The sequence below is a fragment of the Streptomyces sp. NBC_00659 genome (assembly GCF_036226925.1).
GTDB lineage: Bacteria > Actinomycetota > Actinomycetes > Streptomycetales > Streptomycetaceae > Streptomyces.
On the sequence record NZ_CP109031.1, the window covers coordinates 5,417,171 to 5,432,354 of the forward strand.

General features: G+C 64.5%; 10 protein-coding genes and 3 rRNA genes. 12 read left to right on the forward strand and 1 reads right to left on the reverse strand.

All coding sequences use genetic code 11. From position 1 onward, the window contains the following. Position 1 precedes the first annotated feature (1 nt). Positions 2–1,006, reverse strand: a complete 1,005-nt coding sequence (trpS, locus tag OG410_RS23595; RefSeq protein ID WP_329301026.1) for a tryptophan--tRNA ligase — start codon at positions 1,004–1,006, stop codon at positions 2–4. A gap of 842 nt (positions 1,007–1,848) precedes the next feature. On the opposite strand from trpS, the gene OG410_RS23600 reads away from it, so the two are divergent. The 12 genes from OG410_RS23600 (at position 1,849) to OG410_RS23655 (ending at position 15,170) form a co-directional block, all read left to right on the forward strand. After that, a 16S ribosomal RNA gene (locus tag OG410_RS23600) occupies positions 1,849–3,374 on the forward strand. A 313-nt stretch (positions 3,375–3,687) separates the two neighbouring features. Beyond that, positions 3,688–6,811 (forward strand): 23S ribosomal RNA (locus tag OG410_RS23605). Between the two features lie 89 nt (positions 6,812–6,900). After that, positions 6,901–7,017 (forward strand): 5S ribosomal RNA (gene rrf / locus OG410_RS23610). Together the 16S, 23S and 5S rRNA genes form the textbook arrangement of a ribosomal RNA operon. A gap of 101 nt (positions 7,018–7,118) precedes the next feature. Beyond that, positions 7,119–7,763, forward strand: a complete 645-nt coding sequence (locus OG410_RS23615) for an HAD family hydrolase (RefSeq protein WP_329301027.1) — start codon at positions 7,119–7,121, stop codon at positions 7,761–7,763. Between the two features lie 133 nt (positions 7,764–7,896). Next, entirely contained in the window at positions 7,897–8,628 is a 732-nt protein-coding gene (locus tag OG410_RS23620; protein ID WP_329301028.1) for a VC0807 family protein, read from the forward strand. 129 nt (positions 8,629–8,757) lie between these two features. Beyond that, on the forward strand, positions 8,758–9,981 hold the full coding sequence (locus OG410_RS23625) for an MFS transporter (RefSeq protein ID WP_329301029.1): 1,224 nt from the start codon (positions 8,758–8,760) through the stop codon (positions 9,979–9,981). Beyond that, positions 9,932–11,104, forward strand: coding sequence for an acetoin utilization protein AcuC (locus OG410_RS23630; protein WP_329301030.1), 1,173 nt, complete (start codon positions 9,932–9,934; stop codon positions 11,102–11,104). The genes OG410_RS23625 and OG410_RS23630 overlap by 50 nt, the downstream gene beginning before the upstream one ends. Before the next feature lie 144 nt (positions 11,105–11,248). Next, on the forward strand, positions 11,249–12,064 hold the full coding sequence (locus tag OG410_RS23635) for a phosphatase (protein WP_329301031.1): 816 nt from the start codon (positions 11,249–11,251) through the stop codon (positions 12,062–12,064). Positions 12,065–12,193: 129 nt separating this feature from the next. After that, on the forward strand, positions 12,194–12,403 hold the full coding sequence (locus OG410_RS23640) for a helix-turn-helix domain-containing protein (protein ID WP_093781815.1): 210 nt from the start codon (positions 12,194–12,196) through the stop codon (positions 12,401–12,403). Between the two features lie 142 nt (positions 12,404–12,545). After that, positions 12,546–12,644: a 30S ribosomal protein bS22 gene (locus tag OG410_RS23645; RefSeq protein WP_003948845.1), complete on the forward strand. Its 99-nt coding sequence runs from the start codon at positions 12,546–12,548 to the stop codon at positions 12,642–12,644. 400 nt (positions 12,645–13,044) lie between these two features. Continuing rightward, positions 13,045–14,106: an NAD-dependent epimerase/dehydratase family protein gene (locus OG410_RS23650; protein ID WP_329301032.1), complete on the forward strand. Its 1,062-nt coding sequence runs from the start codon at positions 13,045–13,047 to the stop codon at positions 14,104–14,106. Positions 14,107–14,120: 14 nt separating this feature from the next. After that, entirely contained in the window at positions 14,121–15,170 is a 1,050-nt protein-coding gene (locus OG410_RS23655) for a lysophospholipid acyltransferase family protein (RefSeq protein WP_329301033.1), read from the forward strand. The last annotated feature ends 14 nt before the right edge of the window (positions 15,171–15,184 follow it).

The window sequence follows — 15,184 nt, forward strand, 5'->3', positions numbered from 1 at the left end:
GTCACCCGGCCGAGGGCGGGAGCAACCCGATGGCCTCGTACGCCGAGTCCACCGTCGGCCGCGCCGTCTCCCTGGCCCGCCGCGCACCGTCCCGCAAGACCCCCTCCACGTAGGCGGGATCCGTGCACAGCTCCTTGTGTCTCTCCTGCAAGGGCCTGAGGAGCTCGACCACGGCGTCGGCGGTGTCCTTCTTCAGAGCCCCGTACGAGGCGTATCCCCCGCTCAGGGTTTCGGGGTCGCCGCCCTCGCACGCCGCGAGGATCTCCAGCAGATTCGAGACTCCGGGCCGCGTCTCCGGGTCGTACGCGACGTCCTGCCCGCTGTCCGTCACCGCGCGCATGATCTTCTTCCGTACGGCTTCCGGTTCATCGAGCAGATAGACGACGCCCGGTCCGACATCGTCACTCTTGCCCATCTTCGACGTCGGCTCCTGAAGATTCATGACCCGTGCCGCGACCTCCGGCCGGGTCGCCCGGGGCACCACGAACGTGTGCCCGTACCGCTGGTTGAACCGCACGGCCAGATCCCGGGTCAGTTCGACATGCTGCGCCTGGTCGTCCCCGACCGGCACCTCATCGCTCCCGTACGCCAGGATGTCGGCCGCCATCAGCACGGGATACGTCAGCAGGGACAGCCGCACGCTCCCCCCGCGCTTCCGCTCCAGCGCGGCCTTCTCCTTGTACTGGATCATCCGCCGCATCTCGCCGTCGGTCGCGACGCACTCCAGCACGTACGACAGCCGCGCGTGTTCGTCCACATGACTCTGTACGAACACGGTGCACAGCTCTGGATCGAGTCCCGAGGCCAGCAACAACGTCGCCGCCTGCCTGCTGAGCCTGCGGACCCGCCCCGGATCGTGGTCCACGGTCAGCGCGTGCAGATCGACGATGCAGAACAGGGCCTCGGCCCGGTGCTGGTCGACCTCGGCCCAGCGGCGTACGGCGCCCAGATAGTTCCCCAGCGTCAGATGCCCGGTCGGCTTGACCCCACTGAAGATCCGCGTCATCACTCAACCTCCTGGTCGAGGCCGCCGCGTTCGCCGGCCGGCTCCCCAGGAGGGAAACAAAAACGGCCGCCGAGGCGGCGGCCGTTGGGTACATACGTGTGTACGGCCGCCGTCAGGCGGCCCACCACTGCTGGGTGCACGTATGCGTAGTCATGGACGTCAGCGTACGCCTCGGCCGGCCCCTCCGGACCGCAGTTGACACGACCCGGGCCCGTCCGTAGTGTTCTCCGAGTTGTCCGACGTGAGCGTCGACTCCGGTCGGTCCCCGGACAGCCATTCCGCACCACCATTCAACGATCGACGACTCGTCGTCGGCTCGTTTTCATGCGTGTTTGCGAAATGAGGTTTCCGCGTTCGAAAGGGCGCCACCCCGATTAGCTCGGGAGCCAGGAATCCGCTAATGTCTCACTCGTCGGAACGGCCCAACGGCCGGGAAGGCAAACCCCGCTGACTGGGGGTCAGGCCCGAAAGGTTCTGATAGAGTCGGACTCGCCGGAAAGGGAAACGCGAAAGCGGAAACCTGGAAAGCGCCGAGGAAATCGGATACGGAAACGGTCTGGTAGAGTCGGAAACGCAAGACCGAAGGGAAGCGCCCGGAGGAAAGCCCGAGAGGGTGAGTACAAAGGAAGCGTCCGTTCCTTGAGAACTCAACAGCGTGCCAAAAATCAACGCCAGATTTGTTGATACCCCGTCTTCGGCCGTTCGGTCGGGACGAGGTTCCTTTGAAAAAGTCCTGTCGGGCATTGTTCCGGCAGGCGCATCAGCGAGGACGCTGTGAACGCCGGTCCTATTCCGACCGGTTGTTCCGCTCTCGTGATGTTCCACCGGATTACCGGTAAACATTCACGGAGAGTTTGATCCTGGCTCAGGACGAACGCTGGCGGCGTGCTTAACACATGCAAGTCGAACGATGAAGCCCTTCGGGGTGGATTAGTGGCGAACGGGTGAGTAACACGTGGGCAATCTGCCCTTCACTCTGGGACAAGCCCTGGAAACGGGGTCTAATACCGGATAACACTCCTGCCTGCATGGGTGGGGGTTAAAAGCTCCGGCGGTGAAGGATGAGCCCGCGGCCTATCAGCTTGTTGGTGAGGTAGTGGCTCACCAAGGCGACGACGGGTAGCCGGCCTGAGAGGGCGACCGGCCACACTGGGACTGAGACACGGCCCAGACTCCTACGGGAGGCAGCAGTGGGGAATATTGCACAATGGGCGAAAGCCTGATGCAGCGACGCCGCGTGAGGGATGACGGCCTTCGGGTTGTAAACCTCTTTCAGCAGGGAAGAAGCGAAAGTGACGGTACCTGCAGAAGAAGCGCCGGCTAACTACGTGCCAGCAGCCGCGGTAATACGTAGGGCGCAAGCGTTGTCCGGAATTATTGGGCGTAAAGAGCTCGTAGGCGGCTTGTCACGTCGGGTGTGAAAGCCCGGGGCTTAACCCCGGGTCTGCATTCGATACGGGCTAGCTAGAGTGTGGTAGGGGAGATCGGAATTCCTGGTGTAGCGGTGAAATGCGCAGATATCAGGAGGAACACCGGTGGCGAAGGCGGATCTCTGGGCCATTACTGACGCTGAGGAGCGAAAGCGTGGGGAGCGAACAGGATTAGATACCCTGGTAGTCCACGCCGTAAACGGTGGGAACTAGGTGTTGGCGACATTCCACGTCGTCGGTGCCGCAGCTAACGCATTAAGTTCCCCGCCTGGGGAGTACGGCCGCAAGGCTAAAACTCAAAGGAATTGACGGGGGCCCGCACAAGCAGCGGAGCATGTGGCTTAATTCGACGCAACGCGAAGAACCTTACCAAGGCTTGACATACACCGGAAAGCATTAGAGATAGTGCCCCCCTTGTGGTCGGTGTACAGGTGGTGCATGGCTGTCGTCAGCTCGTGTCGTGAGATGTTGGGTTAAGTCCCGCAACGAGCGCAACCCTTGTTCTGTGTTGCCAGCATGCCCTTCGGGGTGATGGGGACTCACAGGAGACTGCCGGGGTCAACTCGGAGGAAGGTGGGGACGACGTCAAGTCATCATGCCCCTTATGTCTTGGGCTGCACACGTGCTACAATGGCAGGTACAAAGAGCTGCGAAGCCGTGAGGCGGAGCGAATCTCAAAAAGCCTGTCTCAGTTCGGATTGGGGTCTGCAACTCGACCCCATGAAGTCGGAGTTGCTAGTAATCGCAGATCAGCATTGCTGCGGTGAATACGTTCCCGGGCCTTGTACACACCGCCCGTCACGTCACGAAAGTCGGTAACACCCGAAGCCGGTGGCCCAACCCCTTGTGGGAGGGAGCTGTCGAAGGTGGGACTGGCGATTGGGACGAAGTCGTAACAAGGTAGCCGTACCGGAAGGTGCGGCTGGATCACCTCCTTTCTAAGGAGCATCTAGGCCGCCGGGCTTGCCCGGTGGTCCAGGGCCATTACGTCGGCAAATGTCCGACGGTGGTTGCTCATGGGTGGAACGTTGATTATTCGGCACTCTTGACCGTCTTCTCCTTCCGGTACTGCTCTTCGGAGCGTGGAAAGAATGAGGGAAGCGGTAAGAGTGTCGGGCACGCTGTTGGGTGTCTGAAGGTACGGCCGAAAAGGCTGCCTTCAGTGCCGGCCCCGGTGAAGCACCGCGTAAGTGGTGTGTGACGGGTGGTTGGTCGTTGTTTGAGAACTGCACAGTGGACGCGAGCATCTGTGGCCAAGTTTTTAAGGGCGCACGGTGGATGCCTTGGCACCAGGAACCGATGAAGGACGTGGGAGGCCACGATAGTCCCCGGGGAGCCGTCAACCAGGCTTTGATCCGGGGGTTTCCGAATGGGGAAACCCGGCAGTCGTCATGGGCTGTCACCCATACCTGAACACATAGGGTATGTGGAGGGAACGCGGGGAAGTGAAACATCTCAGTACCCGCAGGAAGAGAAAACAACCGTGATTCCGGGAGTAGTGGCGAGCGAAACCGGATGAGGCCAAACCTCAAGCGTGTGAGACCCGGCAGGGGTTGCGCTTGGGGGGTTGTGGGATCTCTCTTTCACAGTCTGCCGGCTGTGAGACGAGTCAGAAACCGTTGATGTAGGCGAAGGACATGCGAAAGGTCCGGCGTAGAGGGTAAGACCCCCGTAGTCGAAACATCAACGGCTCGTTTGAGAGACACCCAAGTAGCACGGGGCCCGAGAAATCCCGTGTGAATCTGGCGGGACCACCCGCTAAGCCTAAATATTCCCTGGTGACCGATAGCGGATAGTACCGTGAGGGAATGGTGAAAAGTACCGCGGGAGCGGAGTGAAATAGTACCTGAAACCGTGTGCCTACAAGCCGTGGGAGCGTCGCGCATTGAGTTTACTCGATGCGTCGTGACTGCGTGCCTTTTGAAGAATGAGCCTGCGAGTTTGCGGTGCGTTGCGAGGTTAACCCGTGTGGGGAAGCCGTAGCGAAAGCGAGTCCGAACAGGGCGATTCAGTAGCGCGCTCAAGACCCGAAGCGGAGTGATCTAGCCATGGGCAGGTTGAAGCGGCTGTAAGAGGTCGTGGAGGACCGAACCCACCAGGGTTGAAAACCTGGGGGATGACCTGTGGTTAGGGGTGAAAGGCCAATCAAACTCCGTGATAGCTGGTTCTCCCCGAAATGCATTTAGGTGCAGCGTCGTGTGTTTCTTGCCGGAGGTAGAGCACTGGATAGGCGATGGGCCCTACCGGGTTACTGACCTTAGCCAAACTCCGAATGCCGGTAAGTGAGAGCGCGGCAGTGAGACTGTGGGGGATAAGCTCCATGGTCGAGAGGGAAACAGCCCAGAGCATCGACTAAGGCCCCTAAGCGTACGCTAAGTGGGAAAGGATGTGGAGTCGCACAGACAACCAGGAGGTTGGCTTAGAAGCAGCCACCCTTGAAAGAGTGCGTAATAGCTCACTGGTCTAGTGATTCCGCGCCGACAATGTAGCGGGGCTCAAGCGTACCGCCGAAGTCGTGTCATTGCAGCGTATAGCCCCAACGGGTGTTGTGATGGGTAGGGGAGCGTCGTGTGCCGGGTGAAGCCGCGCCGGAAGGCAGTGGTGGACGGTTCACGAGTGAGAATGCAGGCATGAGTAGCGATACACACGTGAGAAACGTGTGCGCCGATTGACTAAGGGTTCCTGGGTCAAGCTGATCTGCCCAGGGTAAGTCGGGACCTAAGGCGAGGCCGACAGGCGTAGTCGATGGATAACCGGTTGATATTCCGGTACCCGCTGTGAAGCGTCAAACATCGAACCAGGCGATGCTAAGTCCGTGAAGCCGCCCCGGAGCCTTCGGGCAAAGGGGAGTGGTGGAGCCGACGGACCAGACCTGTAGTAGGTGAGTGATGGGGTGACGCAGGAAGGTAGTCCATCCCGGGCGGTGGTTGTCCCGGGGTAAGGGTGTAGGCCGTGTGATAGGCAAATCCGTCACACATCAAGGCTGAGACCTGATGCCGAGCCGATTGTGGTGAAGTGGATGATCCTATGCTGTCGAGAAAAGCCTCTAGCGAGTTTCATGGCGGCCCGTACCCTAAACCGACTCAGGTGGTCAGGTAGAGAATACCGAGGCGTTCGGGTGAACTATGGTTAAGGAACTCGGCAAAATGCCCCCGTAACTTCGGGAGAAGGGGGGCCATCACTGGTGATCCGATTTACTCGGTGAGCTGGGGGTGGCCGCAGAGACCAGCGAGAAGCGACTGTTTACTAAAAACACAGGTCCGTGCGAAGCCGTAAGGCGATGTATACGGACTGACGCCTGCCCGGTGCTGGAACGTTAAGGGGACCGGTTAGTCACTCTTCGGGGTGGCGAAGCTGAGAACTTAAGCGCCAGTAAACGGCGGTGGTAACTATAACCATCCTAAGGTAGCGAAATTCCTTGTCGGGTAAGTTCCGACCTGCACGAATGGCGTAACGACTTCTCGACTGTCTCAACCATAGGCCCGGTGAAATTGCACTACGAGTAAAGATGCTCGTTTCGCGCAGCAGGACGGAAAGACCCCGGGACCTTTACTACAGTTTGATATTGGTGTTCGGTTCGGCTTGTGTAGGATAGCTGGGAGACTGTGAAGCTTGGACGCCAGTTCAGGTGGAGTCGTCGTTGAAATACCAGTCTGGTCGTGCTGGATGTCTAACCTGGGTCCGTGATCCGGATCAGGGACAGTGTCTGATGGGTAGTTTAACTGGGGCGGTTGCCTCCTAAAGAGTAACGGAGGCGCCCAAAGGTTCCCTCAGCCTGGTTGGCAATCAGGTGTTGAGTGTAAGTGCACAAGGGAGCTTGACTGTGAGACCGACGGGTCGAGCAGGGACGAAAGTCGGGACTAGTGATCCGGCGGTGGCTTGTGGAAGCGCCGTCGCTCAACGGATAAAAGGTACCCCGGGGATAACAGGCTGATCTTCCCCAAGAGTCCATATCGACGGGATGGTTTGGCACCTCGATGTCGGCTCGTCGCATCCTGGGGCTGGAGTCGGTCCCAAGGGTTGGGCTGTTCGCCCATTAAAGCGGTACGCGAGCTGGGTTTAGAACGTCGTGAGACAGTTCGGTCCCTATCCGCTGTGCGCGTAGGAATATTGAGAAGGGCTGTCCCTAGTACGAGAGGACCGGGACGGACGAACCTCTGGTGTGCCAGTTGTCCTGCCAAGGGCATGGCTGGTTGGCTACGTTCGGGAGGGATAACCGCTGAAAGCATCTAAGCGGGAAGCCTGCTTCGAGATGAGTATTCCCACCCCCTCGAGGGGTTAAGGCTCCCAGTAGACGACTGGGTTGATAGGCCAGATCTGGAAGCCCGGCAACGGGTGGAGGTGACTGGTACTAATAGGCCGAGGGCTTGTCCTCAGTTGCTCGCGTCCACTGTGTTGGTTCTGAAACCACGAACAACCCCACGTTTGTCACAGAGCGTGGTCCGGTTGACAGTTTCATAGTGTTTCGGTGGTCATAGCGTGAGGGAAACGCCCGGTTACATTCCGAACCCGGAAGCTAAGCCTCACAGCGCCGATGGTACTGCAGGGGGGACCCTGTGGGAGAGTAGGACGCCGCCGAACAAATTTTGAAGAAAACCCCCGGACCGGGGATACCGGTCCGGGGGTTTTCTGCGTTCAGGGGCTTCTGCGTTCAGGGGGCTTCTGCGTTTAGTGTCTTTGTCATGCGCTATGACCTGATCATTTTCGACAATGACGGTGTCCTCGTGGACAGCGAGCCGATCTCCAACACCTTGCTGGCCGCCTATCTCACCGAGCTGGGGCACCCCACCACGTACGAGGACTCCCTGCGTGACTACATGGGATCCGCGATGCACCGCATCCACGACATGGTCCTGGAGCGCACCGGGCGGCGGCTTCCGGACGACTTCGACGACGTGTTCCACGCCCGCGTCTTCGCCGCCTTCGAGCGGGAGCTGAAGCCCGTTCCCGGAGCCGGCCAGGTACTGGAGAAACTGGCCGCGGACGGCGTGCCGTACTGCGTGGCCTCCTCCGGGAGCCATGAGCGGATCCGGGTCGGGCACCGGACGACAGGGCTCGACCGATGGTTCGACGAGGGACGGGTCTTCAGCTCGCAGGACGTCGGGCGGGGCAAGCCGGCACCCGATCTGTTTCTCCACGCCGCCGAGCGCATGGGCGTACGGCCGGAGAAGTGCGCTGTCGTGGAGGACAGCCCCCTGGGCGTACAGGCGGCCGACGCGGCGGGGATGGACGTGTACGGGTTCACCGCCATGACACCGGCCGACAGACTGACCGGCGCCACCCAACTCTTCTCCGACATGGGGGAGTTGGCTGACCTGCTGGTATGACGGCACGCATCGTCGGGCGCTGACATTTGTCATGCCGAGCTCCGGACGATCGTTTCTGTCGGCGGGTGGGGTCCGACCGTGAAGCTGAGTACATCGAAACGGGACGTACACAGTGACGACGGAGGACCCGACCATGAGCATCACCGCCACCGAGATCAGCACCGGAGAGACCACCCGCGCCGCCCTGGCGGAAACGGCCACCACCCCGGAGACCGACGGTGCCCGGCCGAGCTTCCTGCCGTTGATCGTGGACGTGGCGGTACCCGTCGGGTCGTACTACCTGCTCAGGAACGGGTTCGGGATGAGCACGATGGCGGCCCTCGGCTGGAGCAGCGTCGTGCCGGCCGTGCGGACCGTGTGGAGCGTGGTGAAGGAGCGCAAGGTCAACGCCCTGGCCGGGCTGATCCTCTTCGTCAACGTGGTCGGGCTCGCGCTCAGCATGGTCGCCGGTGACCCGCGGCTGATGCTGGCGAAGGACAGCGGGGTCAGCAGCGCGATCGGGATCGGTGTCCTGGTGTCCGTGAGGCTCGGGCGGCCGATGATGACGCAGGGCATGAAGCCGTTCCTCGTGAAGGGCGACGCGGCGCGGGCCGCGGCCTGGGACCGGCTGGCGGCCGGCTCCGAGCCGTTCCGGAAGGCAGAGCGGACGTTCTCGCTGGTGTGGGGCACGGTCCTGCTCGGTGAGTGCGTCGCGCGGGTCGTGGGTGCCTACACGCTGCCGATCGACACGATGGTCTGGCTCGGCACGGTCGTCATGATCGCCTCCATGGTCCTGGCCTTCCTGCTCAGCGGGCGCTTCGCCGTCGTCCCGATGGAGAAGATGCTGGAGCGGGAGCTCGCCGCCGGGGCCGGGACGCACCGCTGAACAGCCCCGCGCCGAGGGCCCGGACGGGTCCGTCACGAAGACCTCGACAGTCCCTCCCCGAAGAGCTGAGCAAAATTCACCTTCGGCTTGATCTACCCACCGGTAAGCCGGGGCCCTACGCTCGCCGCCATGACAGATGTGCTGCGGCGCGGTAGGGCCTCTCTGGCGTTCAGCTTCTTCGCTCAGGGTGCCGCCTTCGCGCTGCTCGTGACGCGTATCCCGGCCATCCAGGACCGCTACGGGATCTCCGACGCGCTGCTGCCGGCGTTCCTGGCGGCCGTCCCGGTCCTCGCCGGGCTGGGCAGCGTCGCCACCGAGCATCTGGTCAAGCGCATACCCCCCAGCCGCGTCCTGCGGTGGTCGCAGCCGGTCGTGCTGCTGGCCCTGCTGGGTGTCGGCGCCGGTGACCAGCTCGTCGAGGTGGCGGTCGCCCTCGGCGCCTTCGGCCTGGCGGTCGGTGGTCTCGATGCCTCGATGAACATGCTCGGGGTGAGTCTCCAGCGGTCGTACGGGCGCAGCATCATGCTCGGTTTCCATGCCACGTACAGCCTGGGCGGGATCGTGGGCGCCTCGCTCGCGTGGGCCGGGGCGCATTGGCATCAGCCGCTCTTCGTGTCGTATCTGCCGGTCGTGCTGGTGCTGCTGCCGCTCGCCCTGGTGGGGAGCCGGTGGTACGTCGACGCGGGCGCGGACACGGAGGGGAAGGAGGAGGCGGTGGCCGACGCGGGTGCCGGTCCGCTCGTCTTCCGGCTGCTGCTGCCGCTGTGTCTGGTGATGACGTTCGCCTACATCGGGGACTCGACCGTCTCCAACTGGAGCGCGAAGTACCTCAAGGACGTGCTGGGCAGTTCGGAGCAGACGGCGACCGTTCCGTACAACGTCTACATGGTGATGACGCTGGTGGGGCGTGCTGTCGGGGACTTCGGGGTGCGGCGTTTCGGGGCGGTGGCGGTGGTGCGGCTGGGTGCCGTGGTCGCCGCGCTCGGGTTCGGGGTGGTGGCGGTCGCGCCGGGTGCCGGGGTGGGCATGCTGGGGTTCACGCTGCTGGGGCTCGGGCTGTGTGTGATCGTGCCGCAGACCTTCGCGGCCGCGGGGCGGCTCTTCCCCGGGGCGTCGGACACGGCGATCGCGCGGCTGAACATCTTCAACTACGTGGGGTTCCTGATCGGTTCTCCGTTGGTGGGCGCGCTGGGCGACGCCTGGAACTACCGCGGAGCCATGCTCGTACCGATGGTGCTGGTCCTCGCGACCTTGGGCTATGCCCGCTCGTTCGAACCTCAGCCGGACCGATACGGTGAGATGCATGAGCGGCCGCGCACAGCTGATGTGGGACGAGGCAGTAACGGGGTATGACTTCGGTCCGGAGCATCCGATGGATCCGGTCCGGCTCCGGCTGACCAAGGGGCTCGTCGACGCCTTCGGGCTCGACCGGGCCGTCGATGTCGTCGCGGCGAAGCCCGCCGGGGATTCGACCCTGCGGCTGGTGCACCGCGAGGACTATGTGTCGGCGGTCAGGTCCGCGTCCGCCGACCCCGTGTCCGCCGACGCGTCGTACGGCCTCGGGACCATGGACGATCCCGCGTTCACCGGGATGCACGAGGTGTCCGCGATGATCGCCGGGCAGTCCGTGGGCGCCGCGGAGGCCGTGTGGCGCGGGGAGGCGCTGCACGCGGTGAACTTCGCGGGCGGGCTGCACCACGCGATGCCCGGCGCCGCCTCCGGGTTCTGCATCTACAACGACGCCGCTCTCGCCATCGCCCGCCTTCTGGAGCTGGGTGCCGAGCGGGTCGCGTACATCGATGTCGATGTGCACCACGGTGACGGTGTCCAGGCGGCCTTCTGGGAGGATCCGCGGGTTCTGACGATCTCGCTGCACGAGCACCCGCGGACGCTGTTCCCGCAGACCGGGTGGCCCGAGGAGACCGGGGCGGGCAGTGCGGAGGGTACGGCCGTCAATGTCGCCTTGCCGGCGGGTACCGGGGACGCGGGCTGGCTGCGGGCGTTCCACGCCGTGGTGCCGGAGCTGATCGCCGACTTCCGGCCGCAGGTGCTGGTCACCCAGCACGGCGCGGACACCCACTTCGAGGACCCGCTCGCGCACCTGGCCGTCTCGCTCGACGCGCAGCGGGCCGTGCAGGTCGCCTGTCACGACCTGGCGCACACGTACGCCGACGGACGCTGGGTCGCGCTGGGGGGTGGCGGATACGCGGTGGTGGAGGTGGTGCCGCGCTCGTGGACGCATCTGGTGGCCGTGGCGGCGGGCCGTCCCGTCGAGCCCGAGACGGTGATCCCGGAGAGCTGGCGGCAGGAGGTCTTCGCCCGTACCCGGCAGCTGGCGCCGATGCGGATGACGGACGGACGGTGGCCGGTGTCGTGGAAGGACTGGGAGTCGGGGTACGACCCGGCGGACCGTCTCGACCAGGCGATCGTGGCGACACGCAAGGCCGTGTTCCCGCTGCGGGGGATGCTTCCTTAGCCGGGGTCTCCGCCGGCCGGGGTCTTTGCGTCGCGGGCCGGTACCGTCCCGTCGCCGCCATCATGGGTGGACCTTTAGGCCAACTGTGGGGCATATGGCCCATGTTGCGTATCCGGCACCGGCGGATGCGCCAGCATCGCTGACGTGTTGAGCACCGGCGCTTTGCGTGCCCATCTTCTGGCCGCCCGGCTCGCCGGGCCCGTGGCCACCTCGCGCGAGGAGAGCCTGCGCAGCTACCGGCTCTTCGCCGCCCGCGACCCCCGCCTGATGCTCGGACTTGATCCCGAATGGACGTGGTGTCAGCGGGATTTGATCGAGTTAATGGCCGACAAATGCGGAGTTTCGGCTGATCCATTACATACTTCGGGGCATGATGTGATCGACCCGGAGCTGACGCTGGCGGCCCTCGACGCCTTCGCGGAACGGCTCGGCGAAGCGGCCCGGCGTCGTCACCCTGTGCTTCTCGGTACGGGTCACCCGCACCGGCTGATCGATTTCTACGCCGCACTCGCGGACGCCCTGTCAGCGGCGGGGTGTGCCGTCCTCACCCCCGCGCAGGGTAGCTCTATCGACATAACGACCCGGTTCGGTCTACGCACGTACAGCCTCGACTACGTACAAGGTGTCGCGCTGGTGCGCGAACCAGAGGCGGGAGCCGCCGGTCGTGCGACCGGCGCACACACCCATTCACCCCTCCCGGTCCGGACCGTTCTGGCGGCCGCCGCCGCGGGCGGAGGGCCCCTCCCGGAGCTGGTCATCGGGGACCACGGATGGGTCTGCGGGGCAGGTCAGCTGGGGTTCGAGGCCATCGGCCTCGCCGATACGGACGATCCCGCGCTGTTCGTCGGAGAGGCAGAGGGGCAGGTGTCCGTCGCCGTTCCCCTAGATGACGCTGTGCGGTCTGATTACTACCGACCGCTTACTCGCTATGTACTCAATCGAGCGTGTCTGTCACAGTAGGCGGCCGATGGCATCCCCTCTTCCCCACTCGCATCACCCGCCCCTACATTGGGGAGTGAGTGCGCAACGACGAAGAGTCACCGGAAGGGGAAGCCGGTGACCGTCGAGTGCGGAAGGTTCAGGTGTGACATGGCTGCAGGCGAGAGGCCTCTGAACGAGGTCCAGTTCCTTACCGTGGCGGAAGTCGCCTCGGTGATGCGAGTGTCGAAGATGACCGTGTACCGCTTGGTGCACAGCGGTCATCTGCCGGCGATCCGGGTGGGGAGGTCCTTCCGGGTGCCGGAGCAAGCGGTTCACGAGTACCTCCGCGAGAGCTACGTGGGGGTGGAGACCGCCTGACGGCGTTCCGGGAGACCGTTCGCGATCTCCCGGAAACACCTCGATTACTACCTCGGCTCTCGGGCGGGTAGGCTGGCCCCTCATAGGTCGTGTGGGCCCATGCAGCCCAGCACCGAGTAAAGAGAAGTGAGCGAGGGTAGTCGTGGGCTCTGTTATCAAGAAGCGGCGCAAGCGGATGGCGAAGAAGAAGCACCGCAAGCTGCTCAAGCGCACTCGCGTTCAGCGTCGCAACAAGAAGTAAGCGACGCCGCGGAAACGCGTACTGTGGCCTCTCACCAGCAGGTGGGGGGCCACAGGCGTATCCGGCCGGGGGAAGGCGGCTCAAGGGCCGGAGAAGGGTCGGTGAAGGCCGCGCGGCGGCCGGCCGAGGCTTCTGTGCGGCGGCCGGGTACTTCCGGCGCGGCGGTGGCCCGGGAAGGGGAACCCCGAAAAACCGCTCGACCGTCGAACGTCTTCGGCCATGTGCGCCATGTCCGTCTGTGGGCCGAATGGCTGGGTCTGGTCACAGGTCCATGGCTGTCGTCACTTCGTGCATCGGGCGGTCATCACAGCGCAACATCAACCCGCTAAGTTGGCCGCACACGGGGAACCCGGCAGGTACGAGCGGAGCTACGTCCAGTTCTGGAAGGAAGGCGCTGATCTTGGGGAAGGTCGTGCTCGTGACCGGGGTGGCCCGGCGGCTCGGGGGCCGGTTCGTACGACAGATCCAGCGTGACCCGCAGGTGGACCGGGTGATCGCCGTGGACGCGGTGCCTCCCGAGCACCACATCGGTGGCGCCGACTTCGTACAGGCCGACATCCGCCAGCCGACCATCGCCCGGCTGCTCGCCGAGTACTCCGTCGATACGGTCGTCCACATGGATGTGACGGGCACGGCGCTGGGCTCCGGCAGCCGGACCACGGTCAAGGAGACCAACGTCATCGGCACCATGCAGCTCCTCGGTGCCTGCCAGAAGTCCCCGACGGTCAAGCGGCTCGTCGTGAAGTCCAGCACGAACGTCTACGGCTCGGCGCCGCGCGACCCCGCCGTCTTCACCGAGACCACCTCGCCCAAGGCGCTGCCCAGTGGCGGCTTCGCGAAGGACACGACCGAGGTCGAGGGCTATGTGCGCGGCTTCGCGCGCCGCAGGCCCGATGTCGCCGTGTGCGTGCTGCGGTTCGCCAACATCCTCGGTCCGAGCGCGGACTCGCCGCTCGCCTCGTACTTCTCGCTGCCGGTGCTGCCGACGGTGTTCGGCTACGACCCGCGGCTCCAGTTCGTCCACGAGAGCGACGTCATCGAGGTGCTGCGGCTCGCCGCGCACGACCCGCGGCGGGGCACGCTCAACAGCGGCACGTTCAACATCGCCGGGGACGGCGTCCTGCTGCTCTCGCAGTGCGCGCGGCGGCTCGGACGGCCCACGGTCCCGCTCCTGCTGCCGGCCCTCAGCTGGGTCGGTACGGCCGTGCGTACCCTGGGGGTGACGGACTTCTCGCCCGAGCAGTTGCGGCTGCTCACGCACGGCAGGGTGGTCGCGACGGTCCAGATGCGCGAAACCCTGGGCTACCAGCCGAAGTACACGACGGCGGAGGCCTTCGCGGACTTCGCCCAGAGCAGGGGTCCTGGCCTCCTGCCCCCGGAGGCCCTTGCGGGGGCCGTGGACAAGATCGCCGCGCTGCCTGCTCTGGGCGGCGGCCACCGCCCGACGCAGAGCGCCAACTGAGGAGCGCATCAACGATGGCGGACGCCAAGGTCATTCCGTTCGACGACGACCGCTCGCGCGGGGCTGCGGCGCAGCGCCCGGCGAGGCGCCGGGCCGGGGGAAGCCGGCGCAAGGGTGAGCCCGTGGTCGTGCGCGAGGTCCAGCCCATGCCCGGGCGGACCCTTCCGCAGGATGATGTTCCCGTGACGCAGGAGGAACAGCCCCAGAAGCCTCAGCAGGGCGGTACGAGCCTGGAGCAGCGCATCGCGGGGGGCCTGTCCTTCCTGCGCCGCAGGCTCACCGGCGACTACGAGATCGACGAGTTCGGGTACGACCAGGAGCTGACCGACCAGGTCCTGATGTCACTGATCCGGCCGGTGTACGAGAAGTACTTCCGCGTCGACGTGAAGGGCATCGAGAACATCCCGTCCGACGGTGGCGCCCTGATCGTCGCCAACCACTCGGGCACGCTTCCGCTGGACGGCCTGATGATGCAGGTCGCCGTCCACGACAACCACCCCGCGAACCGTCATCTGCGTCTGCTCGCCGCCGACCTGGTGTTCATGCTGCCGGTCGTCAACGAGCTGGCCCGCAAGGCCGGTCACACCCTGGCCTGCGCGGAGGACGCCGAGCGGCTGCTGGAGCGCGGTGAACTGGTCGGTGTGATGCCGGAGGGCTTCAAGGGCATCGGCAAGCCGTTCAGCGAGCGCTACAAGCTCCAGCGGTTCGGCCGGGGCGGCTTCGTCTCGACGGCGCTGCGCGCCGGCACCCCGATCATTCCGTGCTCGATCGTCGGGGCGGAGGAGATCTACCCGATGATCGGCAACGCGAAGACCCTCGCGCGGCTGCTGGGATTCCCGTACTTCCCGATCACGCCGACCTTCCCGTGGCTGGGCCCGCTCGGCGCGGTCCCGCTGCCCACCAAGTGGACGATCCAGTTCGGCGAGCCGATCCGCACGGACGGTTACCCGCCGGAGGCGGCGGACGATCCGATGCTGATGTTCAACCTGACCGACCAGGTCAGGGAGCAGATCCAGCACACCCTGTACAAGCTGCTGGTCCAGCGCAGGTCCGTGTTCTTCTGATCATGCAGTTACGA

What these genes read in the sequence shown, in the direction of transcription:
- OG410_RS23655 (WP_329301033.1), top strand. Translation starts at nt 14,121, where the DNA reads ATGGCGGACGCCAAGGTCATTCCGTTCGACGACGACCGCTCGCGCGGG.
- OG410_RS23615 (WP_329301027.1), top strand. Translation starts at nt 7,119, where the DNA reads ATGCGCTATGACCTGATCATTTTCGACAATGACGGTGTCCTCGTGGAC.
- trpS (WP_329301026.1), bottom strand. Translation starts at nt 1,006, where the DNA reads ATGACGCGGATCTTCAGTGGGGTCAAGCCGACCGGGCATCTGACGCTG.
- OG410_RS23640 (WP_093781815.1), top strand. Translation starts at nt 12,194, where the DNA reads ATGGCTGCAGGCGAGAGGCCTCTGAACGAGGTCCAGTTCCTTACCGTG.
- OG410_RS23620 (WP_329301028.1), top strand. Translation starts at nt 7,897, where the DNA reads ATGAGCATCACCGCCACCGAGATCAGCACCGGAGAGACCACCCGCGCC.
- OG410_RS23630 (WP_329301030.1), top strand. Translation starts at nt 9,932, where the DNA reads ATGAGCGGCCGCGCACAGCTGATGTGGGACGAGGCAGTAACGGGGTAT.
- OG410_RS23625 (WP_329301029.1), top strand. Translation starts at nt 8,758, where the DNA reads ATGACAGATGTGCTGCGGCGCGGTAGGGCCTCTCTGGCGTTCAGCTTC.